Here is a 24,652-nt window from a genome sequence, read left to right as displayed (position 1 = left end):
ACTCCCAAGGACCATGCGATATCGCTTCATCGGCCTGTCCACTCTCGTGCTGGCGACGGCCGCCTTCACCGGCGTGGCGAACATGTGGATGGGTTCGATCACCGGAAAGGACGGCTCGAAGATCAAGGGCAGCGCCGAGATGAATCCCGGCACCCAGGCCAACACCACCGTGGTCTCGGTGAAGCTGATGGGAGACGCCGCGGGTTCGGTGCGACCCTGGCACGTACACATCGGCAGCTGCACAAAGCCGGGCGGCGTGTTCGGCAACGGGTCGGCCTACACGCCGATCACGGCGGACGCCAGCGGCGGTGGAACGAGCAAGGCGACGCTCGCCGTTGCGCTGCCCGACAAGGGCAGCTACTACGTGAACATCCACGAGTCCGCGTCCAACATGGCAAAGATCGTTGCCTGCGGCGACCTGATGTTCCACAAGATGTAGTTCGACGGGTGCGTCGTGAGTGAGGCGTGCGTCGTCGCGCCTCCTCACGCGGCACCGCTCACTCACGCCGCGCCGCGCTGGGCTCCGGCGCTGGCGTCCTGTCGAGCGCGCTCGAGCGTACGGTACCGGCCCCCGAGCCAGACGGTGAGGGCGAGCCAGGCGGCCGAGAGCGGGACCATGGTGAACGCCAGACCAGAGAGGCCGAGCCCAAACACGGCCATGCCGGCGTAGGCCCACGCGCCCACCTGATCACCCAGCCGGTAGACAAACGTGTCGGAGAAGTTCTTCGCCTTGTACTTGTCGCTGCGCGGCACCACGGTGAAGAGCGCTTCGCGCGCGGGTCGCTGGATGGCAAAGTTGCCGGCGCGACGCGCCACCTGAAACGCAATGAGTACCCACAGGACCGGTGCGGCGCCAAGCACACCAAAACCCACCAGCGTCACGACGGGGAGGAAGGCGAGCGCAAATCCGACGCCCAGCCACTTCATCACGCGACCCGTCAGGAAGAGCTGGGCGATCAGCGTGAGCGCGTTGACGGCGATGTCGAGCGCGCCGAACACGCGCGTCCGGCCCGTCGGGTCGTCCTTGAAGACGCGGGCAACGATGTCGGCCTGCTGGAAATACAGGAACGTCGACGAGATGGTGTAGAACAGGATCAAGACGGCCACGCCGAGCAGGTAGGGCGACGACAGCACGTGGCGAATGCCGTCCGTCACGCCGCCACCGATCACGCGCTCGGCGTCGCTGCTCGATGTTGTCTGTGTCGCCGATGCGTCGGTGGCGCGGCGCATCGCCGCTTCGCCACGGTCGAGCCCATGTGAGGCGCGCACGGCCAGCTCGAGCACCAGGGCAGACACGAGCATCAGGTTGAGCGGGCCGAGGACGCCGACGAGCGCCGTGGTGATCGTGGCGCCGAGCATGGCACCAACGGTGCCGCCGACCGCGACGATGCCGAACAGTCGCTTGCCCTGGGCCGGTTCAAAGACGTCCGCGACGAGCGACCAGAACACCGACACCACGAACAGGTTGAACACGCTGGTCCAGATGAAGAACACGCGCCCGGTCCAGACGGCGTTTGCCGGATCGCCGAGGCGGAAGGCCACGTAGAACCCCACCAGGTTCAGGATGAAGAACCGGTAGGTCCATGAAATGAAGCGGCGGCGCGTGAGCCGGGAGACGAGGGCCGTGTAGAGCGGATGCACGAGCAGCATGCCGCCCATCGTCCCGGTGAACAGCCACGCCAGGTTCTCCGCACCGCTCGACGCGCCGATGTCGTCCCTGATGGGGCGGATGACGTAATACGCACAGAGGACGAGAAAGTAGTAGGCCGTCGACCAGAGGAGGACGAAGCCCTCGCCCGGTTGTGCGCCCAGCGCGTTCCTGAGTCGCGCGGCGAGCCCGGTTTCGTTCGTGGTGGCGGTCGGTGGCATGTGCTAACGACGGGAAGCAGCGGGCAGGCCGTCGATGAACGACTCGAGCTGACGGCGCTGTGCCTCGGTCGGGAGCCGGCCGACCCCGCCGCCGATGTTGTCGATCATGTTTTTCGCCCGGCTCGTCGCCGGAGTGACCACCGTGATGGCGGGGTGCGCGATGATGTACTTGAGAAACACCTGCGCCCACGTGGTCGCGTCGAACTCCCGCGCCCATGCCGGGACCTCGTGGCCGGCCACGCGGCGAAAGAGGCTCGTGCGCCCGAACGGCGCGTACGCGAGCACTCCGATGCGTCGTTCCTGTGCCAGTGGCAGGATGCGTTCGGCGACGCCCCGGTTGTCGACGGCGTAGTCGATTCCGATGAAGTCCAGCGGCTCGTCGCGCATGATGGCCTCGAGTTCGCCGTACTGGCTGTCGCTCGTGGTCGTCACGCCGAGGTACCTGATGCGGCCCTGCGCCTTCACGTCCCTGAGGACAGCGAGCTGGGTTGGCACGTCGGCCAGGTTGTGGACCTGGATGAGGTCGATCTTTGGCCGGCCGAGGATCTGGAACGACCGGTCGATCTGCGCGAGCGCCGCCGCCGGATCGGCGGACGCACCGCCACGGCCCGCAACGTTGACCTTGGTGGCCCAGAACACCTTGTCGGCAATGCCGAGCCGGTTGACGATACCGCCAGCCACTTGTTCCGATGCGCCATACCCTGGCGCGGTGTCAAAGACCGACGCGCCGCGGTCGGTCATCGCCGTGAAGACCGCTTCCAGTGCACTGACCTCCTCGCTCCGCGCCACCTGCGAGAAGGTCGCCGAGCTGCCCAGGCCAATCACCGGCAGCAGCTCGCCGGTCGAGGGGATGGCGCGACGGATGAGCTGCCCCTGTTCGATCGCGCGCAGCAGAGCCGGTGTAAGGGAAAGCGCGGCTCCGGCGCCAGCGCTCACTGCCAGCCAATCGCGACGGGAGATCATGAGAGTCGTCCTCCTGCGGAGAGCATGTGGGTGCCAGCGGCTATGCGGTTACGCGGGCATCGCGGCATTCGCTGTCGTGCGCCTGTCGACGCCGGAGATGCATGATCGGCAGCGACTGGAGGACGAAACAGGCACGGCGATCCGAGCGCCAGCGCGTCTTCTCGCTGCTTCGCTCCGCGATGCAGGAGCGTGCCGCCGGGCCGGAGCCTCGAGCGCAACCTCACCGGAAGGGGTGTGCCGGGGTGTCCTGGCGAGCTGCGCGACCTGCGAACCCGTCAGCGGCGTACGAGCGTACGAGGTGTGCGCCCGCTCAATGGCAGGCTTGTGTCCCGCTGTCGGTCCAGGTCTTGCCGGCAACGGGGACAAAGTCCCACGTGTAGCTCGAGCTCCCCAACGTGAGCTTGAGAACTCCGTGCGTGTGATTCTGCCGCACCTGGCTGTTTGGCTTGATCGTGCTGAACGCCGCGAGCGGCGACTTGCCGCCCGTACCGACGATGAACTGCCGGATTCCGTTGGGATCGGCCACCGCCGACGGGTTCTGCAGCCCAAAGCGCTCGTAGAAATGCGTGTGTCCGTTGAGGACGACGTCGGCACCGAACTGGTAGAGTGCGTCCCACAGCGGTGCGACGTTCAGATTGCCCCCGCGCCATTCGGAGGTGAAGCGGGGGTGGTGCCAATACGCGAGGATGCAGGCCTTCGTCGTGGCCGACAGGTCGGCGCGAAGCCACGTTTCCTGCGAAGCGCCCGCGGCGCAGGAGACGCGCGAGCAGTTGCTGTTGAGCACGACGATGTGCCAGTCGCCGAGGTCGTAGCTGTAGTAGCCCTGGGTCGGCGAGCCCGCCGCGGCACCGAAGTACGTGAAGTACGGCGCGCCGTTCGCCGATTGATACTCGTGGTTGCCGATGGCCGGGCGGGTACGCGCCCTGTGCCGTCCCCACGACGGGTCATAGCAGTTCTGGAAATCCGTGGTCGACCCGGCTGGATAGGCGAGGTCGCCAAGCGCGGCAACGGTGCCGGGAATCCCATCGATGACCGTCGCCGTTGCTTCGTCATACGTTGTGCTGCAGACCCCGATGTCGCCCGCGGCGATCAGGGTCTCCGAGCCTCCCGGAGGCGGAGGCGGCGGTCCCGCGACATGCACGGTGGCGGTGCCGACGGTGAAGTTTCCCATCGTGGTCGCGCTGATCGTCGCGCTTCCGGCGCTCACGCCGGTCACCAGACCCGACGCGGACACCGCCGCGATGGCCGGCGCCGACGAACTCCACGTAAAGCGCACCCAGGGGTTCTGGCCGCCATTCGCGTTGTAGGCTTTCGCCATGAGCGCGACTGTGCCACCGATGGCGATCGAACTGGAATCGGGGGTCACCGTGACGAGTACGATGTCGTTGCCACCGGCGCTTGCCTCCGCGCCCGAGAGATCGGCGCTGAGCTCGGTCGGCAGTGTTGCTCGACCGGGACGGTCACTCAGGGAGCACGCCGACGGGATCAGTGCGGCGGCAAGGACGAGTGCGTAGAGACGGATCTGGTTTCGCACGGTCGGAGCGGTGAAGATGAGCGGGCCGGTGGTACCGCGACCGGGAGCGTCGGCTGGCGTTGGAGCATGCAGGCAGGCCGCGTGAACTAGTGAAGCGGTGGGGCGGGCTACAGAATTGCCCTCGTCACCTTCGCTTGTCCATGCCGAATTCGCCATCGGGCGATCCAGCCGCCGACCCGCTACTCAGTCGCCGCGCCCTCGTGGGTGGGGCAGCGGCTGTGGCCGGTGCCGTCATCTTCGCCACGCTTCCCGGAGGTGCTGCGGGGCAGTCGGCGCCGCCCGCGCCTTCCGTGCCCTCGATTCCCGAGGCGCCCCCGGACCCGACGAAAGTCCTCGGCGCGCCCACCTCGGCCACCAGTGGACGCTCACCGTTCGTGGTCACCGGGCGGTCGCCGACAGGCGCCGTGTCGGGCAGCTCGTTCACTCCCCTGCATCAGTTCACCGGCAACATCACGCCCACCGACCTCCAGTTCGAGCGACACCACGCCGGCGTACCCACGATCGACCCGACCAGCTACCAGCTCCTCGTTCACGGACTGGTGGGCCGCGAGATGGTCTTCACGCTGGACGACCTGATGACGCTGCCGTCGGTGACCCGCGTGCACTTCCTCGAGTGTTCGGGCAACGGGCGCGTCGGCTACAAGGGCATCAAGCCGGATCTGTCCCCGCAGAACATCGACGGCCTGTTGTGCAACGCCGAGTGGACGGGTGTCCCGGTCTCGACCGTGCTGGCTGAGGCGGGCGGCGTCAGAAAGGAGGCGCAGTGGGCCCTGGCCGAGGGCGGCGATGCGGCCCTCCTCTCGCGCAGCATTCCCCTGTCCAAGCTGCAGGACGACGCGCTTCTGGTGTACGCTCAGAATGGCGAGCCCTTGCGGCCGCCGGCCGGCTATCCGGTGCGCCTGCTGCTTCCTGGTTGGGAGGGGAACACGAACGTCAAATGGCTGCGGCGGCTCGAGCTCAATCGCGAACCCAACATGTCGAAGGACGAAACCTCGAAGTACACGGACCCCTTGCCCGGTGGCAAGGCACGCATCTTTTCGTTTGACCTCGATGCGAAGTCGACGATCACGTACCCCACCTGGCCCAACCGACTCGTCGGGCAGGGGTGGGTGCAGGTGTCTGGGCTGGCGTGGTCCGGTCGTGGGCGCATCACCGCGGTCGACGTCTCCACCGACGGCGGTGCCTCGTGGATCGAGGCGCAACTGCAGGGCACGTCCTCACCCAGGGCCGCGATCCGGTTCACGCACATGTGGAAGTGGGACGGCGCACCCGCCACGCTCATGAGCCGGGCGGTCGACGAGACCGGCTACGTGCAGCCGACGTTCGCCGAGTTCAGGGCCGCGCGCGGACCCGGCACCGACTACCACTACAATCACATCCGCTCCTGGAAGGTCGCCGCCGATGGGGGCATCACCTACGGAGGCGAGGCGTGAGGCCTGCGTGCACGAACGTCGGCGTGCAGTTGGCCGCAATCGTGTGCCTCGCGTGCGCTCCGTCCGCCCCTGGCGCAGAGCGCGGAACGGTGCACAAGGCCGAGCCGATGCCGGCGCGCTTTGACGTCGGTCGCCCGGCTACGCCGGAGGAGGTCTCGGCGTGGAACATCGATGTGAATGCCGCGGGAGAGGGCCTGCCAACCGGCCGCGGTGACGCGGCGGCGGGTGCGGTCGTGTACGCCACCAGGTGCAGCTCGTGCCATGGCGCGCGTGGCGAGGGTGGCGTGCCACCGAACCCGAGGCTCGTGGGCCGCGAGTCCCGTGACTTTTCGTTTGCCACGGCGCCAGCCGCGGTGAAGACCGTCGGCAACTATTGGCCGTACGCGACGACGCTCTTCGACTACATCCGCCGCGCCATGCCGCAGACCGCGCCCGGCACGCTCACGGCTGACGAAACCTATGCCGTGATCGCGTGGATCCTGGCCGAGAACGACGTGATCCCGCGCGAGCAGGTGATGGACGCCACGTCGCTCCCGGCCGTGCGGATGCCGTCGCGGGATCGCTTCGTTCCGGACGATCGGCGGGGCGGGGCGGGGTTCCGATAGATCGCGTCAACTGGCCGGGTGGAGACTCTCGAGAAAACGGCGCATCTCCTCCTCGACGATCGTTGCGTGCGAGATGAACACGTAGTGCGACGCGTCCTTCAGTTCCACGACTCGAGCGTTCGGTAGCGCCTTCCGGAGCCTCTCGCGCTCACCCCGCTCGAAGCGATCCTGAGCGCGGCTTGCACGCAGCGCGTCCATGTACTTGAAGCCGCGCCCGATCGTCATGTGGCGGATCCAGGGGTAGTCCCGCTCGACCGAACGCTCGGTGGCGTACATCGCGAGCACGGGAGCGGTCAGGCGTTCGTATGCCATCGCCTCCTCGCCGCGCATGACTTTGAAGCCGGTGCTACCGGCCCCCGCGTCGCCCACATAGCGACCGTCAGCATCAAAGCGCCGGGTGGCGTGCACCTCGGTGAGCGGCCACGGGACGCCGTAGGTGCGTTCGAGAAATGCTTGCATGCCCAGCGCGGACTTGCGATCGTCGCCGCGCGGCCCGGGGGCCGACGGTGGCAACTGATTGAGGAAGAAGCGCTGCACCAGTTTGGCTGTCATGCCGTGTCGGTCGTACGCCGCGTCGAGATACACGAGGCCGAGCGTGCGCGCAGGGTATCGCGCACCAAACCCGGTGAGTTCATCACCTGCCACCGAGTGACCCACGAGCACGGCGGCGGTAATGCCAAGCGAATCGAGGGCGATCCGTACGTCCTCCACCAGTCGTGCGGTGTCGTAGCCATCGGAGGGCCGCCCTGACTCGCCGTAGCCGCGTCTCGTGAGGCCGACCACGCGATAGGCGTTCGTGAAGCGTGGGGCGAATTCATCGAATACATGCGCGGAGTTGCCGAGTCCGGCGAGGAACACGAGGGCCGGTCCACGTCCGCCATAGTCGATCGTGTGTACCCACGTATCCCCGGTCCCAACGAGCCGATTCCGGAAACCCAGGGTGTCCACCCACGCCGTGCGTTGCGGTGACGGCCGCTCTGGCGACACCGCCCGATGGCATCCAGCGTAGCAGGTGGAGACGGCGAGCAGGAATGCATGAGCGAGCAGAGTGCGCATCGTCGTGACTCCGTCAGCGTCCAAGGAAGTCGCGGATGGCCTGCGCTACGCGAGCAGGGTCCGAGAGGAAGACGTAGTGGTTCGCTCCGGGGAGTTCGAGCACCCTGCTATCGGATGTGGATGCGCGGAAGCGCTCACGCTCGTGTCGGTAGAAGGGCATGTAGACGTCCCGGATCAGGCGCTGGGCACTCGCCCATCCGGGTGACGCGGCGCCGAGCCATGGCAACACATCACCCGCATCCTGGGGTACGGCGTACACCGCGAGCGACGGCGTCCGTACCCGCGTCCACTCTGGTGCCTCGATGCCCTGGAGGAGCGCCAGCAGCACCTCCGGAGGCGTCACTTCACCGGACACGCTTCCATCCGCATCAAACGTGTAGGTCGCGCGCACCTCGGCGTCCGGCAGCGTGATGCCGCGGATGCGTGCCAGGTATCGGCCGAGCGCCGACGAGGAAACCAGATCCAACCCACCGGGTGGGGGAGCTGCGGGGAACGGATGTGCGGCGATGAGGGCGCCGAGTGCGGTCCGGTCGTAGGCCGCGTCGAGGAATACGAGCTTGCCGATGCGATCGGCATGATCCAGGGCAAGGCGCGTCATCTCGTCACCGGCGAGGGAGTGGCCGACGACATGCACGCGTGACAGCCGGAGAGAGTCCAGCACCGTGCGGATGTCTTCGGCGAGCGTGCCGGTGTCGTAGCCGTAGCTGGCCTGGGTGGAGGCGCCGAATCCCCGACGCGTGATGGCAATGACACGATACGTGCCACTCAGGCGGGGCACGAAGGACTCGAAGACGTGCGCGGTATTGCCCAGTCCGGCGAGGAGGACGAGAGGGTAACCCGAGCCGCCGTAGTCGATGTACTCCAGCTTGACGTCGGCGGCCACGGTGACGAATCCGCGTGTGGGCTCGCGCCCGATCGGCGCGGTGCTATCGGTGCACGCCGCAAGGGCGAGCAGGCAGGTGATGAAGAGGCGTCGCATGGCGAGTATGGAAGTCGGTGCTCGCGAGCGTGATGCATCGCGATTGTCGACACTACGCGCCCCTCGCGCGACACTGTATCGCTCGTTCGTCGTGCGGCCATCCATCGATCGATGGATGCCGCGCTCCGTCAATTGGCCGCTGCAAGGTTCATGGTCGTGGGTAACTTGCGGTCGTGGCGACTTCCCTTGACCTGAAGCGCGACGAGTGGGCCGCCTGGGCCTGGACGCGTTGGATGCGCCGCTGGCCGCTGGCGTTCGCGGTGCTGCTCGCGATTGCGCTCACCGGTTGGTGGCAGGATGGCGCCCCCGGCCCCGTGCGCGTTGTTCCACTGACACTTGCGCTCATCGGCTGGGTGGTCGTGTGGGTGTACACGATCACGCGCCCGCGAGTCACACGGTGGAGGGACCTGCGGCTGCTGGCCGTCGCAGCGATCGCGCTGAACATCGGGCTCACCCATCACGCGCTCTCCTTCTGGCTCGTTGGTCTCGCGATCGCGCCGATGTACTTCGTCGTGCTCCCGCTGCCGTGGGCGATCGGATGCACGATCGTGCTGGCCGGGCATGCAGGACTGGCGGGGCGGGCCCCGAGCACGACCGAGATGAGTGCGGTGGAGCTGATCGCCTTTCTCGCTTCGCGGGGGATACTGCTGGTATTCGTTGGTCTCTTCCTTCGCTCGGTCGTCCGGCAGTCGGCGCGAGTCCAGCTTCTGTCGGAGACGCTTGCTGCGACTCGCGACGACCTGGCGGCCGCGGAGCGAATCGCCGGCGCTCTGGAGGAGCGGCAGCGCGTCGCGCGTGAGCTGCACGACACGGTGACGCAGGGTGTGAGCGCAGCCATCATGCACCTTGAATCCGCCGAGCAGATGCTGCCCGCGGCGTCGACGGAGGTGGGCGAGCATCTGGGGCGAGCGCGGAGCGTAGCGCGTGAGAGCCTGGAGGATCTGCGTCGTGTCATCGGGGCGCTGCGTCCTGATCTGCTCGAGCACGCAGAGCTGCCCGAGGCGATCGCGCGCGCTGGTCAGCGTTGGTCGATGCGCACGGGAGTGGCCGTACGCACTTCGGTGGTGGGGCTTGCGCTGCCTTTGCATGCCGAGGCGGACATCACATTGCTGCGTGCCGTTCAGGAGGCGCTGAACAACGTGTGGAAGCACGCGCGAGCCGCGCAGGTCGTGGTGACGCTCTCCTATATGGGCGAACGGGTCGCGCTCGACGTGCGCGATGACGGAACAGGGTTCGTGCCATCCGAGGCCATGAACGGAGTCGGTTTCGGCCTGCGCGCGATGCGCGAGCGAATCGAGCAACTCGGTGGCGAACTTGCGATCGAGAGCGAAATGGGCGTCGGGACCACGGTCAGCGTCCTGCTCCCGACGTGGCAGACGGCAGAGACGCGCGCCTGGACCAGGCCTTCATGAGTCGCATCACGTTGATCGTGGCCGACGATCACCCGATCGTGCGCGCCGGTCTGCAGGGCCTGCTGGCATCGCAGTCCGACTTTCAGGTGGTGGGTGAGGCAGCGAATGGTCGCGAAGCCATCGCTCTGGTGGAGCGCTTCACGCCGGCTGTTGCCCTCGTGGACCTGCGCATGCCCGTTCTCGACGGAGTCGGTGCCACGCGGGAGATCCGCCAGCGCTTCCCGGGAACGCATGTGCTGGTTCTCACCACGTATGACACCGATGCCGATGTCCTGCGCGCGATCGAGGCTGGCGCCACGGGTTACCTGCTCAAGGAGGCGCCGCGCGAGGAGTTGTTCCGGGCGGTACGAGCGACGGCGCGGGGGCAGTCAGTGTTGTCGCCGTCTGTCGCCTCGCGTCTGGTCGGTCTGGCGCGCGGCAACGATGACCGCAGTCTGAGCGCTCGCGAGTTGGAGGTGCTGGCGCTCGTCGCCCGCGGGGCCAGCAACAAGCTCATCGCGCGCGACCTGGGGATCAGCGAGGCAACGGTCAAGACGCACCTGCTGCACATCTTCGGGAAACTCGGCGTGGACGACCGGACGGCGGCCGTCACGACGGCAATCGAACGAGGCATCCTGCCAACCGCGCGTTAGGCATCTCCGACCTGACCCGAACGGGTGGAGGTGCTCCGTACCTGGTGTCTGAACGCTCTGGGGGCGACGGACCCGCTGACGCCTGAGCAGCGGCCGTGCGCGGGGTCACGCGCGGCGCGCGCAACGGTGGCGTCCCGGGGGTACCGGGCGCGGCATCGGCTTGCCTGATCCGGTACAGCGCCTCAGTGTTTGGGCGACGTCAGCGGCCTGAAGTTCCTCACGTTTCCCTCGTGCGCGGAGTCCCCCTCTATATGCGCCTTCTCCCGCTCCTCCTCGCGACGGCCACGGTGCTCGGGGCGCAGCAGCCCGTCGCGCGCCTGCGCTTTGCTGTCACCTTTCCGGCAACGCGCAGTGCCGCGCCGATTGACGGTCGACTCCTCGTGCTGCTCTCGGCGGACAGCACCGGCCAGCCCAAGGATCAGTTCTCGTGGGGCCTCGGCACCAGTGCCGCGTTCGCGATCGACGTCGAAAACTGGAAGCCCGGCGAGGTGCGGTACGTCGACGCCGGCGCGCACGGGTTCCCCGTCAGGCATCTCGCCGATTTCGCGGCCGGGCGCTATCGCGTGCAGGCGATCATCAATCGCTACGAAACGTTTGTCCGCGGCGATGGCCACACCGTGAAGCTGCCCCCCGACAAGGGCGAGGGGCAGCACTGGAACATCAAGCCGGGCAACCTCTACTCCCGCCCGACATGGACGGCGGTCGATCCGCGGCGTGCCGATGTGATTCGCCTGAGCCTCGAGGAGGAGATCCCGCCGATCCCGGCGTTCAGGGAGACCGAATACGTCAAGCACGTGCGGATCCGGAGCGAGCGGCTCTCGAAGTTCTGGGGACGCGACATGTACGTCGCGGCGTTCGTGACGTTGCCGTGGGGCTTCAACGATCACCCCGGGTCGCGCTATCCACTGGTCATCAACCACGGGCACTTCTCGACGACGCCGGACAACTGGCGGGAGACGCCACCGGACCCGAACCTCGCTCCGGACTACTCCGAGCGCTTCTCGCTGGCCGGGTACAACCGCATCCAGCAGGCGGAATCGTATCAACTGTACAAGGACTGGACCGGCCCCGGGTTTCCGCGCGTGTTGCTCGTGCAGATCCAGCATGCGACGCCCTACTACGACGACTCGTACGCGGTGAACTCGGCGAACAACGGGCCCTATGGCGATGCGATCCAGTACGAGCTGATTCCCGAGATCGAGAAGCGGTTCCGTGGCATCGGCGCTGGCTGGGCGCGGTTTGTCTTCGGTGGATCCACCGGCGGCTGGGAGTCCATGGCCGTGCAGATGTTCTATCCTGAGGAGTACAACGGTGCGTGGGTGGCCTGCCCGGACCCGATTGATTTCCGGCACTACACCGTCGTGGACATCTACAAGGACACGAACGCGTACTTCATGCCCTCGCGCTTCAAGAAGACTCCGCGTCCCGGGCATCGGAACTACCTCGGTCACGTCGATGCCACGCTCGCCGAGGTGAACCAGTACGAGCTCACGCTCGGCACCAGGGGCCGTTCGGGCGACCAGTGGGACGTGTGGGAGAGCGTGTATTCGCCCGTGGGGGATGACGGCTATCCGCGGCGCCTGTGGGACAAGGAGACAGGGAAGATCGACCCCGTGACCGCGGCGTACTGGAAGGAACACTACGATCTCTCGCACATCCTGCAGCGCGATTGGCCGCGGCTGGCGCCGAAGCTCAAGGGCAAGTTGCGGATCTACGTGGGCGACATGGACAACTACTACCTGAACAACGCGGTCTACGAGGTGGAGAAGTTCCTGAAGACTGCGAACCCTGCGGCGGATGCGGTGGTGGACTATGGCGATCGCGACGAGCATTGCTGGAACGGCGATCACACGCGCGGAAACGCGTGGTCTCGTCTGCGCTACGTGCAGATGGCGACGCCATGGTTCGTGGAGCGCATGCTGACGACGGCGCCGACGGGCGCGGACCTGCGGAGCTGGCGGTATTAGCATAGGGTCGAGGGATGGACGGCTGGGATGACAGGTTCAGCGGACCGGTGGCAACCTCTACCGCTTCGCGCCACACGCCTTGCTTGTCCTTCGCACGCTTTGCAGACTTTGTGCATTCGAGGAGCTGGACATTGCATCCCCGAGGGCGGCGTGGACGGTCAGAACCTCACAGAACGGCTGCAGGAGACCTTGGGGGAGCGGTACAGGCTTGAGCGCGAGCTTGCTCCTGGAGGGATGGCGCGCGTCTTTGTCGCAACGGAGACGGCACTCGGTCGCAAAGTGGTGCTCAAGGTCCTGCCGCCGGAGATGGCGGGCGCCGTCTCGATCCAGCGCTTCATGCGCGAGATCCGAGTGGCTGCGCAGCTCCAGCACCCACATGTCGTCCCGCTTCTCAGTGCGGGCGAGGCGGCCGGCGTGCCGTGGTACAGCATGCCGTTCGTTGCTGGCGAGTCGTTGCGAGCAAGGCTCGAACACCAGGGAGAACTGCCGATTGGCGCGATTGTTCCCACGCTGCGGGAGATCGCGAGCGCGCTGGCTCACGCACATGCACGCGGCGTCGTGCATCGAGACATCAAGCCAGAAAACATCCTGCTGTCCGATGGTGCAGCCTTCGTCTCCGACTTCGGCGTCGCCAAGGCGATCGCCGACGCCGGCGAAGCTTCGTTGACGTCGCAGGGAATGGCGTTGGGCACGCCGGCATATATGTCCCCGGAGCAGGGCACCGCTGACCCGCGGACTGATCACCGTGCGGATGTCTATGCGTTTGGCGTGGTTGCCTACGAGATGCTCGTCGGGCACACGCCCTTCGCGGGCCGTTCAGCTCAGGCGACGCTGGCGGCGCACGTGAACGAGGTGCCCGTCCCTGTTCAGCAGGCGCGGCCGGCCACGCCGCCCGCGCTGGCTACTCTCGTGATGCGCTGCCTCGAGAAGTCACCCGCGGACCGACCGCAGGCGGCGTCGGAGCTGATTCAAACCCTCGATGCGCTCGCCACACCCAGCGGCACGTTGCCTTCGTCGGTCACGGAACGCGCTGGTGCGGCGTCGTCCGTCGGCCATCCGGCGCCGGTGCGGACTCCGGGCACTCGTCGCGCCGTCGTGCTCTGGACGAGCGGGGCGGTCCTCGCGCTCGCCGCCGTCGGCGGCTGGTTTGCCGGGACGCGTCCCCGCGAAGTAGTGCCTCGGGCGCAGCTCATCGCTGTTGCCCCGTTCGCGAACGAGACGGGTGAACCGCAGTTCGACGTTCTTGGACGCTACACGGCCGACGTGCTGACCCGTGAACTCTCGCGGGACGATACGCTGGTCGTGCTCTCCGCGACGGCGGTTCAGGCAGCGCTCAGCAATGCGCCACGCGACGTGGACGTCGCCTCCTACCTGGCGAATGCAACGAACTCGTCGGTGATCGTGCATGGCTCCATCTACCTTCAGGGGGACTCTCTGCGCTTGCAGGCAACGATCACCCGCGCGGCAGGCGGAACCATGCCCAGAGCCATAGATCCCGTGGTGGGCGTGCGCACCGCAGCGAGCGAGGCCGTCGACGTGCTGCGTGACCGCGTGCTTGGCGCGTTTGCCATCGACGGCAATTGGGTGATGACTCGCGCGCCGAAGATCGAGGCGTATCTCGAGTTCAGCGAGGGCCTGGCGTTCTTCGGCGTCGACTATCCACGTGCCCGCCGGCATCTGCATCGCGCAATCGCCATCGACTCCACCCTGTTCGCAGCGTACGTGACGCTTGCCACGGCGTACGCGAACGTCGCCATGTGGGATTCGAGCGCCGCTGTCGTCAGCCTATTTGGCCGATTTCAGAATCGCCTGTCGGCCGATGAGCGCGACTGGCTCGCGATGAACAGAGGCATCCTGGCGGGAGACATCGAGGCGGAACTCGTGGCCGCTCGCAGGTTGATGAAGCGCGATCCACGTGGGCTTCCGGCGTACCTGACCGGGCTCTATGCACTCTGGTCCCTGCGTCATGGCGAAGCGCTCCGCGCCTTGTTGGAAGTAGACTCGATGTCTCTGGCACGGCGATGGCCGCTGGGATTTCAGACTTCAGTGCTCGCCGGGACGTATCATCTGGGTTCCGACTACGCACACGAACTTGCTATGCTGCTGGATCGGCGTCGCGCGTATCCGGATGATCGTCGTCTCCTTGCATCGCACATGATGCCCCTGGCAGGACTTGGGCAGGGGGCCTGGGGAGCTGCGCTCGCGGACTCTCTCCTTCGAGGCACGGCGGGTCTCGACCGCGTCGTGCACTCCGTTCAGGCTGGAGCGCTGGAATTCGACGCCCACGGTGACTCGGTGACCGCTCGACAGATCGCTGGACAGGTCACGCGTTGGTATGCTGCCCAGCGAGGAGGGCGACCGGACGCCTTCCATCGCGTCACCTTGGGATCGGCCCTCCTCGTGCAGGGCCTCGTGGATTCGGCGCTCCAGGTGTTCTCACGCACTGGGCCGACGGAACCCGAGCCATCCTCGGCGCCTCTGCTGACGCTCGCGGGCTACCGCGGCCTAGCGCTCGCGCGCAAGGGTGACCGCGCCGGAGCGATGGCGGTCGCTGATTCGTTAGGTGCACTGACGCGGCCGTGGCTCTTTGGCAATCACACGTTCTGGCGAGCGGCAATCATGGCCGAGCTTGGCGACCGCGAGGCGGCGATGACAGGGCTAGCCGAGGCCTACAAGCAGGGTGTTCCAAAGAGCCTGTGGCATGCCTCCTACCCCCTCCGGGCCCTTCGTGGCTATCCGCCGTTTGAGGTGGCGCTTCGGCCCGTCCAATGACGGACGGATGCATGGACGGACCGGGACAGATGTGCGGTGGGGCGCGTTCCTTCGGTTTGCGAACCTCCTGCCATCGATCTACTCTACCATCGGTTCTACCAGAAAAATCGCTTCAGGCCAACTGGCTCGGGTGTGCGAGGTCGCAGGAGGATCCGCAGATAGATCACGACGCCTGAGAGGCCGACGAACGCGAGCGCCAGCCCCCAGCCCATCGCGACCACCAGGCCACCGTCGCCCAGGAATTCGCCGGAGTGGATCCGGTAGAGCAACGGCTTGTCCGCGTACGTCTCGTTGGCGAGCAATCGACCGGTCTTTTCATCGATCACGAACTTGCGATCCTCGCCGCCCTCAGGCTTACCCGTGAAAACCATCACGCGCGGCGCATCACCCTTGAATTCGATCGTCACCTTGTCGATCGGCGCGTCACCAGCCGTCTCGCGGGCCGCGGCCAGCGCCCGGCCGATGGGCTCCGACCACGCCGCTGCCGGCGCAGCAAGGGTCACCGGACTCACCAGCTGCCGAGTCCGCTCGCGAATGGTCTCCTCCTCGCCGAAGAACTCGGTGAACGCCGTCAAAATGCCCGTGACGGCAGCGAAAAGGATAAAGACCGAGGCAGGAAAGGCGATCCAGCGATGCCACTGGCGCCACCACGCAGTTCGCGAACTCATGATTCATTCAGGTTTGAGTGTCGCGAAACTACACGCAGGGCGACCTCCGCGCAGCCATCGGCACGTTGCGGCTCGAAGGCCCGCGAACGTATCTCCACGATCCGCTGGTCCGAACCCGTGATCGCCCCCGCCACGCCGCCATGACGATCTGGAACGTCGACATCATGTGGGCCATGATGCTCTTCGGGGTCACGCTCTTCACGAGCTGTGTCGTGGTCGTGAACCGTGCCATGCGGGGCATGCGAACGGTCGGACTCGTGACGTGCTACGCGGCGGGGCTCGCGATGGTGCTGCTGCTGCCGTGGAAAGTTGCCGTCGTCACGTGGTGCGTTTTTGCCGCCGCGGGTGGCCTGTTCGTGCTGGCGTACGAACTTTGGGCACGCCGCCGCTATGCCGGGACGGGCCGTTCACCGCGGCCGCTCATCCTGCTGCAGGGGTTCGTGCTCTGGCCCGCGATGATCCCCGAAGCCATCGAAGGCATGGTCACCGACGCGGGTATCCTGCCCCCGATGGTTCCGCCCGCCCAGCGCGACGACCCACCGCCGACCTCATGAGCGCGTCGATCCTGCCGCTAAGCAGTGGGGTCGACGCGCGGGACACGAAGCACGAAAGCCCTCTGGACGCCGACTGGCGCGGCGAGCGCGACGACGGCTAGCCGCCGGAACCGATCTGCCGCGTGTACTTGACGGTGAACGACCGCGCGATCGGGTCGCGCCAGCGCGTGAAGCCGTCTGCCGTCTGCCCGTCGTTGAAGACGATGAAGAGCCCGGTGCCTGCGGTGTTGAGCCAGGCAAACCGCAGGTTCGACGTGAAGACCTGCTGCTGGTTGTTGTACTGCGTCAGCGACTGGAAGAACACGCGCGGGGTGAAGAAGTACGCGAACTTGAGGCCCACGAGCTTCCGGATAAAGCTGCCCTGGTCGAGGTTCACGTCCTGGTAGTCCAGCAGCAGCGACGAGGAGATCGACGAACCCTTGCGCGCGGTGAGTGTGAGGTTGCCACCGTTGCGCGTGCCGTTGTAGAACGGCCCGAAGTCCGTGCGTCCGCTGAACGACAGCGGGGCACTCGGGTTGGAGTTGAAATCGAATCCGAGCTGCGCCCAGTCGTACGACCCCACCGGAATGTTCACCCCCGGAGCGATCGCGAACGGCACCTGCAGGCCCTCGTGCGTCACGTTCATCTCGGGACCAAACCGCGCCCCGCTGTTCAGCTCCACCTCGGTCACGTCGACGTGGATCGTGCCGTTCTGGTAGTAGCCGTCCATGTCGTAGTAGCCGCGGAAGTTCACATGCGGGTTCCACTGGCGCACCCGCGTCCACTTCGTGCTGCGCACCAGGCGCATCGTGGAGATGTCGTAGAACCGGTACCCGCCAGGGCGTCCCATGAAGCCGACTTCAGGATTGAAGTCCTCGCCCACCTGCAGAAAGCGCACGTTGTTGTTCCAGTCCCGCGTGCGGAACTCGGCGCGGCCGCTGAACGCGGCATCGTCGCCGTCGCGGCCCTTCGTCTGCGACTTCGACGCCCACGCATCGAAGGTCCACGCCTGCCCGACGCCGAGTCGGCCGTCGACGCCGAATACGCGGTTGTAGTCGTCGCTGTCACCCATGCGCTGCCGCTGCACGCCGATCACGCCGATCCGCGAGCGCGAGGAGATCTCCTTGAGCACACGACCCACCGTGTACGAGTTGCCGTTCACCTGCCCGACGTCGTCGGTGAACATCTGCAGCGCGCCCACGGTGAGGCCGCCCACGCGGCCCGTCAGTCGACCGCCGCCGATGATCGGTGTCACCTGCCCTAACGAGTCGATCCCGATGCGTCGGGTGAAGAACAGGTCCACGGCCTGCGGAGTGCCCGCCGAGAACACGCCCGCGTTCTCGAGGAAGAAGGGGCGCTTTTCGGGGAAGAAGATCGGAAACCGCGTGAGGTTCGTGCGCTGCTCGTCGACTTCGACCTGCGCAAAGTCGGTGTTGTAGGTCAGGTCGAGCGTCAGGCTCGGCGTCACACCGTACTTGGCATCCAGGCCCCACTCCGCCGGATACCTGAACTCGGACTGCGTTGCGTACGTGCGCGTCGACTGGCCGAGGACATAGGGCGTGACCGTCGCGATGCGCTTCACCGGTACCTGCACACCCTCGAGCGTCCCGGCCTGCGAAAGACGATGGATGTTGAACTGCCGGTTCACGCGCGACCACAGCGCTTCTTCGTTCCGGCGACGGATGCCTCGCATGATGTTGAAGCCCCACGTTTGCGTCGCGCCGGCACCGTAGCGGATGGTCGAGAACGGAATGCGAAACTCCGCGTACCAGCCCGCCGAGTCCGTCGAGGTGGCGACCGTCCAGGAGGCGTCCCAGTTCAGGTTCACGCCACCCATCGACCCCGCCTGCGCCCTGGTCTGCCCGCCCGCGAACACGCCGCCCCCTTCGCCCTCTCGAACGATCTGCGCATCGTGTTCGACGCCTGACGGCGTGGTCCCGAACAGAAAGCCGTTCTGCCGATCGTGATACGTGTCGAGGATGAAGCCGAAGTAGTCCGAGTTGGTGAGCGTGACGTCGCGAATCTTCTCGCTCGGGACAATGGATGCGGCGTCGCGGTCATAAAGCCAGGCCGCGACATAGAGCGCCTGTCCGTCGGTTGCCACGCGGACCTCGGTCCGCTCGGAAACCGGCGTCCCCTCCAGGGGCTCCCGCTGGACGAAGTCGGTAAAGAGCTCCGCCTCGCGCCAGACCGCGTCGTCGAGGCGGCCGTCGATCGTCGGCGGTGAGGTCGTGACTGCAACCTTGCCCGCGCGGCCCGCAGAAGCGCCGGCTCCGGGTGTGGTCGGCCCCTGTGACTGCGCCATCGCGGACGACGCGAGCAGAACGACGCCGGCGGCGGCGCGAAACCCCTGGAGTGTCATGATGATGAGTTACAGATGAATTCAGGTGTGGCCGGACAACTTACGGAGTGGCGCAGGGTCGGGACACCCACACGCCTGCGTCCTTGCTCGAACCCGCCGGTGTGCGGCGCCGGTCGCGGCCTCGTGCCGAGTCGCCCGCGGCGCTCCGAGGTACGCGACGGCCAGGAGGGATCAGCGCGGCCGCGCGGTCACTGACTGATACACAGCGTCCAGTCCCTTCACGAACACGTCGCGAGGGAGTGCGCCGGGGACGATCTCCCCGTTGATCACAAAGGTTGGGGTTCCACGGACCAGGAGCGACTGGGCCAGCGCATTGTTGCGCGCGAGGGTCGCGCTCACCGCCTTGCCCTTTACGCAGGCGCCGTACGCCGCAGGGTTCACGCCCGCTTCGCTGGCATAACGCGCCACGAGCATCTGCGGGGAGCGCGACGCCATCCATGCCTTGCGGTTGGCGTAGAGCTTGTCGTGCATCGGCCAGAACTTGCCCTGCTCCGCGGCACAGATCGCCCCCTCGGCGGCTTCGCGAGCGTTGGGAAACATCCCGAGCACAAAGGGCACGAATCGCCACTGGACCTTGCCGGGCTTCGTGTAGAGTGAGTCCAGTGCCGGCATGGTCTCCGCGGCGAACTTCGCGCAATAGCCGCAGCCAAAGTCTGCCATTTCCACGATCCAGATCGGCGCGGTCGCCTTTCCCTTTGCAACGCCGTAGCCTTCGAGTGAGATCGGCCGGCCGCCGGCCACGTTTACCCGCATGCCCTGAGCCGGCAGGGACAGGGGCGAGGCAAGCAGGCCGAGCAGTACGAGGAGGCGCATGGGCGGGGGAAGGGGCGACGGGCAAGATACCCTGCGGTCCACCCCCGCGCCCCGCGTGTCGCGAGACGAGCTGGGCTTGGCATGCTCGGCAGCGCTCGCGCCGGAGAGCATGCGCGTCTAGTGACGATGGCCGGGTCGCCGATGAAGGCCGGGCTGCTGTCCGTGGGGGCCAGTGAGGCTGGTTGTCGCCCACGACGACCTCGAGCCGGGCAATTGCCCCGAGTCGCTCCGGGAATCAAGAGAGCATCCCTGGCGTTAGTGTGGCGACAGCAACCACGCCAATGACCAATCAACAGGAAGTGGCCACGCTCGGTGGCGGGTGTTTCTGGTGCCTCGAGGCGGTCTATCAGGAAATGCCCGGGGTGACGGGCATCGTCTCGGGCTACGCGGGTGGCCACGTTCCGCATCCGACCTACGAACAGGTGTGCGGCAAGGGAACGGGCCACGCCGAGGTGGTGCAGGTGAGCTTTGATTCCGGGAAGGTCAGCTATCGCGAGATTCTCGAGACCTTCTTTGCGACGCACGACCCGACGACGGTGGACCGGCAGGGCAACGATGTGGGTCCGCAATATCGATCCGTGATCTTCACGCACGATGATATGCAGGTTGCGACCGCACGCTCCGTCATCGACGAACTGACGCGTGAGCAGGTGTTTCGCGACCCCATCGTCACCGAGATTCGGCCGCTGCCGGAGTTCTATCCGGCGGAGGAGTACCACCAGAACTACTACCGGCAGCACACGTCGCAGCCCTACTGCGCGTTCGTGATCGCTCCCAAGCTCGCGAAGTACCGCAAGCGGTTGAGCACGCGTGCCGACGCCTAGGCTCGCGAATCCGTCAGGCGAGCGACGGCGTGGCCGTATGGTTGTGCGTTCCAGTACACGAGCTCGAATCCCGCTTCGCGGAGTTCGTCCGCGAGTTCATCGCGTCGGAAGCAGTGCACGAGGTTTGGCACGAGGTAGTCGCCCACCTCGACGCGTGGCCCGCCGAGCAGCGGCCGTAGGGCGTTGGCCATGCGGGCGACGTGACGGAAGCGGTCGAACTCGGCCTCCAGCGCGAAAAAGGACACCAGCAGCGGCGCTCCGGGCACGAGGTGCGTAGCGACCTGTCGCAGGCACCCGCCGTTCGCGTGATCGGATGAGCATGTAGCCACCCCAACCAACGATTGCCTCTCCGTACGGCCGACCCATGTTCGGGCATTCGTCGCGAGCGGCCAGCGTCACCGTGCCGCCCAACCCGAGCCGCTCGAGCAGCGCGTTGGCATACGTGACCAGGTCGGGGTGGCACTCGAACGCGTCCACGTCGTAACCGAGCCGCCGCAGGCCGACCACCTCGCGCCCCCCACCGGCCGACCCGAGAAGGAGGGATCCGGACCGATCGAAGTACGCATCGACAACCTGCTGCTCCCAGGACCTGAGTCCGCGTTCGATGTGGTCCGGGGTGCGTACATGTGGAGAGCCGCCGAAGCGGGCGCGAGCGTGCGTGCGCGCATCGCTGGGTGTCTGCAGGTCCGGGAAAGCCGTAGCGCGCCGATACCTCCGGTGCAGCATCGCCGGTTGATTCCGCGGGTCGCGGTCGAGAGATTACCCGCTCGCCGCAATCCGGTGATGGGGTGTAGCTCAGCTGGCAGAGCGCCTGACTGTTAATCAGGAAGTCGCTGGTTCGAATCCAGCCGCCCCAGTGTCGTTCCAACTCGTTGCAACAGAGAGAGATAACGGTCCAGATCCCCCTCGGCGATCTGGGCCGTTCTTCGTGGTGGGACAGCGATACGCCGAGCTGCTGTCGGAGACCGGGTCGTCGATCTGCGTGCGTCGACGCCAATGGTCGGGGCCTCCGTGCGCGGGCAACGGTCGCACCGCGTCGCACACGCGGCCGCAGGGCGCGCGGTGTCAGGGCATGAGGCAGAGCGGCGTGCCGAGCATCGGCGCTGTCGATGCCCGGCTCGTCAGGCAGACGCATGCCCGCCTGCCGGTCCGCCTGTCACGACCTCGCAGTGTAGCTTGGGTCACGGCAAGCAGGGCACTCGTTGAGCCAAGCTCTGCGGTCTGACACTACACACCAGAAGGAGTCGCCTCCATGCGTTGGTTCTCCCGCCCGTCGCACGCACGCCTCGCCGTCATGCTGCTGCCGGTGCTCGCGGCGTGCGGAGGCGATGGTTCGAATGCGCCCCAGCCCACGGAGTTCACCGTGGCCATGGTCACCAGCGCGGTCACGGCTCGGCAAGGAGAAAACGTCCTGCTCAACGTGCGGGCGACGATCACCTCCGGCCCGGCGTCGGAGTTCACGTTCAGCGCCACCGGCGCGCCAACCGGGGTGACGATCACCTTCCCCCCGGGCCCGCTCCCAGCGCCGACCCTGGGTTCGGCCACGGCGACAATGGCCGTCCAGGTGGGTACGACGGTCGCACCAGGCATCTATACGATCACCGTCACCGCAACGTCCAAAGCCGGTGTCGCAAAGACCACCGCAGCGTCGCTCACGGTCGTGTTGCCACCGAGCTACACGATCGCGGTCACGCCGACGTCCCAGACCGTAAACCAGAACGGCACCGGGGGCGCGGTGGTGACGCTCACACGCACCAACTTCGCCGCGCCGGTGCTCCTCTCCATCGAGGATCAGCCGCCTGGCGTGAGCGGAGTCTTTACGCCATCTCAGGTCACGGGAACAACCTCAGGGCTACAGCTCACCGTTGGACCGACGGTGGTGCTTGGCACGTATCCCGTAACAGTGCGGGCCCAATCGTCAGGCATGACCGACCGCACGGCCACGTTCAACCTCACGGTCTCGGCGGAGCCGAGCTTCGCGCTGAGCGTGGCGCCGACGGCGCTCACGATCACCACCGGTGCGTCCGCAACGGCCAACGTCACGCTCGTCCGCACGAACTACGGTGATGGAGTCAACTTTGCCTTCGATGCGCCACACCCCGGCATCACCGGCAGCTTTGTTCCTGGCGCCACGGGCGGGAACGCCAGCGTGCTCACGGTCGCGGTCGCGCAGAACGTGCCGGCGGGCGCGTACACCGCAACGGTGCGTGCGAACGGGACCGGCGTCACCGAGCGCACCGCAACGCTCACCGTGAACGTCGCACTCCCGGCGCCCGCGTACGCACTGACCGCCACGCCAGCAGCGCTCACCGTCCAGGGCGGCCAGTCCGGCACGAGCGCGATCGCGATCGCGCGCACCAACTTCACCGGCGCCGTGGCGTTAGCGCTCGACGCACCGCCGGCGGGCATCACCGCGACGTTCGCGCCGGCCAGCACCACCACCAGCGCATCGCAGCTCACCCTCTCCGTCGCGACGTCTGTCGCGGCCGGCACCTACAACCTCACCGCGCGCGGCGTGGCCACCGGCCTCGCCGATCGCACGCTGCCGATCACCCTGACCGTGACCGCCGCACCGCAATCGATCACGCTCTCGGCGGCGCCGGAGTCCGTGTCGGTGTTCCAGGGCGCGCAGGTCTCCACGACCGTTGCGATCGCGCGAAACAACTTTGCCGGCGACGTCACCTTCTCGGCGAGCGCGCCGACCGGGCTGGCCGTGTCCTTTGCGCCGAACCCGGCGACCGGAACCTCGAGCGTCATGACGGTCACCGCCAACGCCACCGCGCCCGCGGGGCGCCACGTCGTGACGCTGACCGGCGCCGGTACGGGAATCACTGCCGCCACGCTCCAGGTGCCGGTGAACGTGACCGCGGCCGGTACCGGCTCGCTGTCGTTCACCTTCTGCGATCCGGCGCGCACGCCCGTGTTCTTTGCGGTGCAGGACAGCACCGGGACGTGGACGCCGGTCACGCCCGTCACGGCCGGGACGGTGAGCAAGTACTACTTCGACCTCGTGTCAGATCGCGGTGGCGTCGCGTTCATCACCAAGCGTGTCGTGACGACGCCGCGCGTGGCGTCCGGGTTCTCACTGCGTCGCAACCGACTGTTGCAGACCTTTGCACTCCAGCAGCAACGTGACGCGGTGCGCGTTTCGTCGCGGCAGGCCACACTCTCCCGGACGCTGGCCTTTGCCGGCAACGTCGATGTGTACGACACCTTCGTCTACTTCCTGGCGAAGTCCGAGATGAGCGCACTCGGGCAGGATCTCTGCACCACGGTCGTGGACACCAAGACCAACCTCGTGAACGTGGCGGGGGTCGGGGCGGGGCAGGTGGCCACGCTTTCGATGGGGGGCGTGAGCCAGTCTTTCGTGGGTGGCGCGACGACGTCGCCGCTGACGTTCACGGGTGTACCCTCGCGCGCCGTGGATCTCGTCGGCACGCGCTTCTCGGCATCGGAAGGCTTCGAGAAGGGCCTCGTGCTTCGCAACCTGAACGTCGCGAACGGCGGGACACTTGGCACGGTGGCCGACTTCGAGGGCGCCAATGCATTCGTGCCGGCCGTCGCCACCGCGAACATCGCGAATTCGCTGGCGCAGACGCTGGTTCTCAATTCGGTGTTCTTCACCGGGAACGGACAGGCCGGCCTGTTTGGCCTCGATGAGAGCCCGAGCACGGCGTCATCGCGGCTCTGGTCGGGCGTCCCCGCGTCGAAGTTCCTCTCGGGGGACGTGCACGGGCTGCTCGCGATCGCGACGCCGACCGGCGGTGGAGCGAACGACTTCCGCTCGCTGCTGCAGTACGTGGGTCCGGTGGCCAATACGAACCTGGCGATGGGGCCGGAAATGGATCTGATCGCAGTGACGCCGATCGGCAGCTTTGGCGATTCCCGCTATCGCGTGCAGGCCAACACCCTGCCACAGGGGATCCGCAACGCGGTGGAGCTGTTCGTGAACCTGCCGACGGCGACCGGCAACTCATATCGCCTGGTGGCGACCGGGCAGTGGCTGACCAACTCGGCGCAGCTGCAGGGGTTTGACCTGTCGATGCCTGCCCTGGCAGCGCTGACCGGTTTCCCGACCGCGTCGAGGCTGTCGGCCGGGACCAATGACCTGCGTGTCTCGGGCCTGGGTTGGACGGGGACGGGCATCGTCGCGCCGCGTCCGCAGGCCGGTGACCAGCTGCGGATCGGGGCACGAGGGATCACCGTGGTGGTGCCGTAGCGGCGAGCTGA

General features: G+C 66.9%; 19 protein-coding genes and 1 tRNA gene. 11 read left to right on the top strand and 9 right to left on the bottom strand.

The features are described 5' to 3' along the window. Positions 1 to 13: 13 nt before the first annotated feature. Complete coding sequence (locus IT361_05340; protein ID MCC6317098.1) at positions 14 to 439, top strand: hypothetical protein; 426 nt, start codon at positions 14 to 16, stop codon at positions 437 to 439. 62 nt (positions 440 to 501) lie between these two features. Here IT361_05340 and IT361_05335 read toward each other — a convergent pair whose 3' ends face one another. From IT361_05335 to IT361_05325, 3 genes are all read right to left on the bottom strand, one after another. Then, positions 502 to 1,869, bottom strand: coding sequence for an MFS transporter (locus IT361_05335; protein MCC6317097.1), 1,368 nt, complete (start codon positions 1,867 to 1,869; stop codon positions 502 to 504). Between the two features lie 3 nt (positions 1,870 to 1,872). Continuing rightward, entirely contained in the window at positions 1,873 to 2,832 is a 960-nt protein-coding gene (locus IT361_05330) for an aldo/keto reductase (GenBank protein ID MCC6317096.1), read from the bottom strand. 310 nt (positions 2,833 to 3,142) lie between these two features. Next, the gene (locus IT361_05325) at positions 3,143 to 4,366 is read right to left on the bottom strand and encodes an Ig-like domain-containing protein (GenBank protein MCC6317095.1); all 1,224 of its coding nucleotides are present in this window, start codon (positions 4,364 to 4,366) and stop codon (positions 3,143 to 3,145) included. Positions 4,367 to 4,506: 140 nt separating this feature from the next. Here IT361_05325 and soxC point away from each other — a divergent pair, with 140 nt between their 5' ends. Further along, on the top strand, positions 4,507 to 5,799 hold the full coding sequence (gene soxC, locus IT361_05320) for a sulfite dehydrogenase (protein ID MCC6317094.1): 1,293 nt from the start codon (positions 4,507 to 4,509) through the stop codon (positions 5,797 to 5,799). Positions 5,800 to 5,906: 107 nt separating this feature from the next. After that, a complete protein-coding gene (locus IT361_05315) occupies positions 5,907 to 6,404 on the top strand; it encodes a cytochrome c (protein ID MCC6317093.1) in 498 nt (165 codons plus the stop codon). Between the two features lie 6 nt (positions 6,405 to 6,410). Here IT361_05315 and IT361_05310 read toward each other — a convergent pair whose 3' ends face one another. After that, positions 6,411 to 7,460 (bottom strand): alpha/beta hydrolase, encoded by a 1,050-nt coding sequence (locus tag IT361_05310; protein ID MCC6317092.1) that lies wholly within the window; start codon positions 7,458 to 7,460, stop codon positions 6,411 to 6,413. 13 nt (positions 7,461 to 7,473) lie between these two features. After that, positions 7,474 to 8,439 (bottom strand): alpha/beta hydrolase, encoded by a 966-nt coding sequence (locus IT361_05305; GenBank protein ID MCC6317091.1) that lies wholly within the window; start codon positions 8,437 to 8,439, stop codon positions 7,474 to 7,476. Between the two features lie 173 nt (positions 8,440 to 8,612). Between IT361_05305 and IT361_05300 the strand changes: the two genes are divergently transcribed. From IT361_05300 to IT361_05285, 4 genes are all read left to right on the top strand, one after another. Then, positions 8,613 to 9,851, top strand: coding sequence for a sensor histidine kinase (locus IT361_05300; protein MCC6317090.1), 1,239 nt, complete (start codon positions 8,613 to 8,615; stop codon positions 9,849 to 9,851). Continuing rightward, positions 9,848 to 10,483, top strand: a complete 636-nt coding sequence (locus tag IT361_05295; GenBank protein ID MCC6317089.1) for a response regulator transcription factor — start codon at positions 9,848 to 9,850, stop codon at positions 10,481 to 10,483. Before IT361_05300 ends, IT361_05295 begins: the two co-directional genes overlap by 4 nt. Before the next feature lie 251 nt (positions 10,484 to 10,734). Then, positions 10,735 to 12,450 (top strand): hypothetical protein, encoded by a 1,716-nt coding sequence (locus IT361_05290; GenBank protein ID MCC6317088.1) that lies wholly within the window; start codon positions 10,735 to 10,737, stop codon positions 12,448 to 12,450. Between the two features lie 234 nt (positions 12,451 to 12,684). After that, positions 12,685 to 15,222, top strand: coding sequence for a protein kinase (locus tag IT361_05285; GenBank protein ID MCC6317087.1), 2,538 nt, complete (start codon positions 12,685 to 12,687; stop codon positions 15,220 to 15,222). Positions 15,223 to 15,317: 95 nt separating this feature from the next. Here IT361_05285 and IT361_05280 read toward each other — a convergent pair whose 3' ends face one another. Continuing rightward, the gene (locus tag IT361_05280; GenBank protein ID MCC6317086.1) at positions 15,318 to 15,890 is read right to left on the bottom strand and encodes a PepSY domain-containing protein; all 573 of its coding nucleotides are present in this window, start codon (positions 15,888 to 15,890) and stop codon (positions 15,318 to 15,320) included. Positions 15,891 to 15,907: 17 nt separating this feature from the next. Between IT361_05280 and IT361_05275 the strand changes: the two genes are divergently transcribed. Continuing rightward, positions 15,908 to 16,444: a hypothetical protein gene (locus IT361_05275; protein ID MCC6317085.1), complete on the top strand. Its 537-nt coding sequence runs from the start codon at positions 15,908 to 15,910 to the stop codon at positions 16,442 to 16,444. A 97-nt stretch (positions 16,445 to 16,541) separates the two neighbouring features. Here IT361_05275 and IT361_05270 read toward each other — a convergent pair whose 3' ends face one another. Both IT361_05270 and IT361_05265 read right to left on the bottom strand, forming a co-directional pair. Next, positions 16,542 to 18,785, bottom strand: coding sequence for a carbohydrate binding family 9 domain-containing protein (locus IT361_05270; protein ID MCC6317084.1), 2,244 nt, complete (start codon positions 18,783 to 18,785; stop codon positions 16,542 to 16,544). A gap of 171 nt (positions 18,786 to 18,956) precedes the next feature. Continuing rightward, positions 18,957 to 19,598, bottom strand: a complete 642-nt coding sequence (locus tag IT361_05265; protein ID MCC6317083.1) for a thioredoxin domain-containing protein — start codon at positions 19,596 to 19,598, stop codon at positions 18,957 to 18,959. 281 nt (positions 19,599 to 19,879) lie between these two features. Here IT361_05265 and msrA point away from each other — a divergent pair, with 281 nt between their 5' ends. Next, a complete protein-coding gene (gene msrA / locus IT361_05260; GenBank protein ID MCC6317082.1) occupies positions 19,880 to 20,422 on the top strand; it encodes a peptide-methionine (S)-S-oxide reductase MsrA in 543 nt (180 codons plus the stop codon). Here msrA and IT361_05255 read toward each other — a convergent pair. After that, positions 20,419 to 20,667 carry a hypothetical protein gene (locus IT361_05255; GenBank protein ID MCC6317081.1) on the bottom strand — a complete coding sequence of 83 codons (249 nt, stop codon included), beginning with the start codon at positions 20,665 to 20,667 and terminating at the stop codon, positions 20,419 to 20,421. The two genes, msrA and IT361_05255, sit on opposite strands and share 4 nt — an antisense overlap. A 539-nt stretch (positions 20,668 to 21,206) precedes the next feature. Here IT361_05255 and IT361_05250 point away from each other — a divergent pair. Continuing rightward, positions 21,207 to 21,279 (top strand) — tRNA-Asn (locus IT361_05250). A 395-nt stretch (positions 21,280 to 21,674) separates the two neighbouring features. Further along, positions 21,675 to 24,641, top strand: coding sequence for a hypothetical protein (locus IT361_05245; protein ID MCC6317080.1), 2,967 nt, complete (start codon positions 21,675 to 21,677; stop codon positions 24,639 to 24,641). Positions 24,642 to 24,652: the final 11 nt, after the last annotated feature.

It is taken from the genome of Gemmatimonadaceae bacterium, assembly GCA_020846935.1.
GTDB lineage: Bacteria > Gemmatimonadota > Gemmatimonadetes > Gemmatimonadales > Gemmatimonadaceae > RBC101.
The sequence above is the reverse complement of the archived record's forward strand: the minus strand, read 5'-3'. Positions and strand labels throughout refer to the sequence as shown.

Bases quoted from the DNA above. Each gene is read 5' to 3' on its own strand.
- IT361_05245 (MCC6317080.1), top strand. From the start codon at position 21,675: ATGCGTTGGTTCTCCCGCCCGTCGCACGCACGCCTCGCCGTCATGCTG.
- IT361_05305 (MCC6317091.1), bottom strand. From the start codon at position 8,439: ATGCGACGCCTCTTCATCACCTGCCTGCTCGCCCTTGCGGCGTGCACC.
- IT361_05265 (MCC6317083.1), bottom strand. From the start codon at position 19,598: ATGCGCCTCCTCGTACTGCTCGGCCTGCTTGCCTCGCCCCTGTCCCTG.
- IT361_05335 (MCC6317097.1), bottom strand. From the start codon at position 1,869: ATGCCACCGACCGCCACCACGAACGAAACCGGGCTCGCCGCGCGACTC.
- IT361_05290 (MCC6317088.1), top strand. From the start codon at position 10,735: ATGCGCCTTCTCCCGCTCCTCCTCGCGACGGCCACGGTGCTCGGGGCG.
- IT361_05280 (MCC6317086.1), bottom strand. From the start codon at position 15,890: ATGAGTTCGCGAACTGCGTGGTGGCGCCAGTGGCATCGCTGGATCGCC.
- IT361_05330 (MCC6317096.1), bottom strand. From the start codon at position 2,832: ATGATCTCCCGTCGCGATTGGCTGGCAGTGAGCGCTGGCGCCGGAGCC.
- IT361_05295 (MCC6317089.1), top strand. From the start codon at position 9,848: ATGAGTCGCATCACGTTGATCGTGGCCGACGATCACCCGATCGTGCGC.
- IT361_05315 (MCC6317093.1), top strand. From the start codon at position 5,907: ATGCCGGCGCGCTTTGACGTCGGTCGCCCGGCTACGCCGGAGGAGGTC.
- IT361_05285 (MCC6317087.1), top strand. From the start codon at position 12,685: ATGGCGCGCGTCTTTGTCGCAACGGAGACGGCACTCGGTCGCAAAGTG.
- IT361_05340 (MCC6317098.1), top strand. From the start codon at position 14: ATGCGATATCGCTTCATCGGCCTGTCCACTCTCGTGCTGGCGACGGCC.
- msrA (MCC6317082.1), top strand. From the start codon at position 19,880: ATGACCAATCAACAGGAAGTGGCCACGCTCGGTGGCGGGTGTTTCTGG.
- IT361_05310 (MCC6317092.1), bottom strand. From the start codon at position 7,460: ATGCGCACTCTGCTCGCTCATGCATTCCTGCTCGCCGTCTCCACCTGC.
- soxC (MCC6317094.1), top strand. From the start codon at position 4,507: ATGCCGAATTCGCCATCGGGCGATCCAGCCGCCGACCCGCTACTCAGT.
- IT361_05270 (MCC6317084.1), bottom strand. From the start codon at position 18,785: ATGACACTCCAGGGGTTTCGCGCCGCCGCCGGCGTCGTTCTGCTCGCG.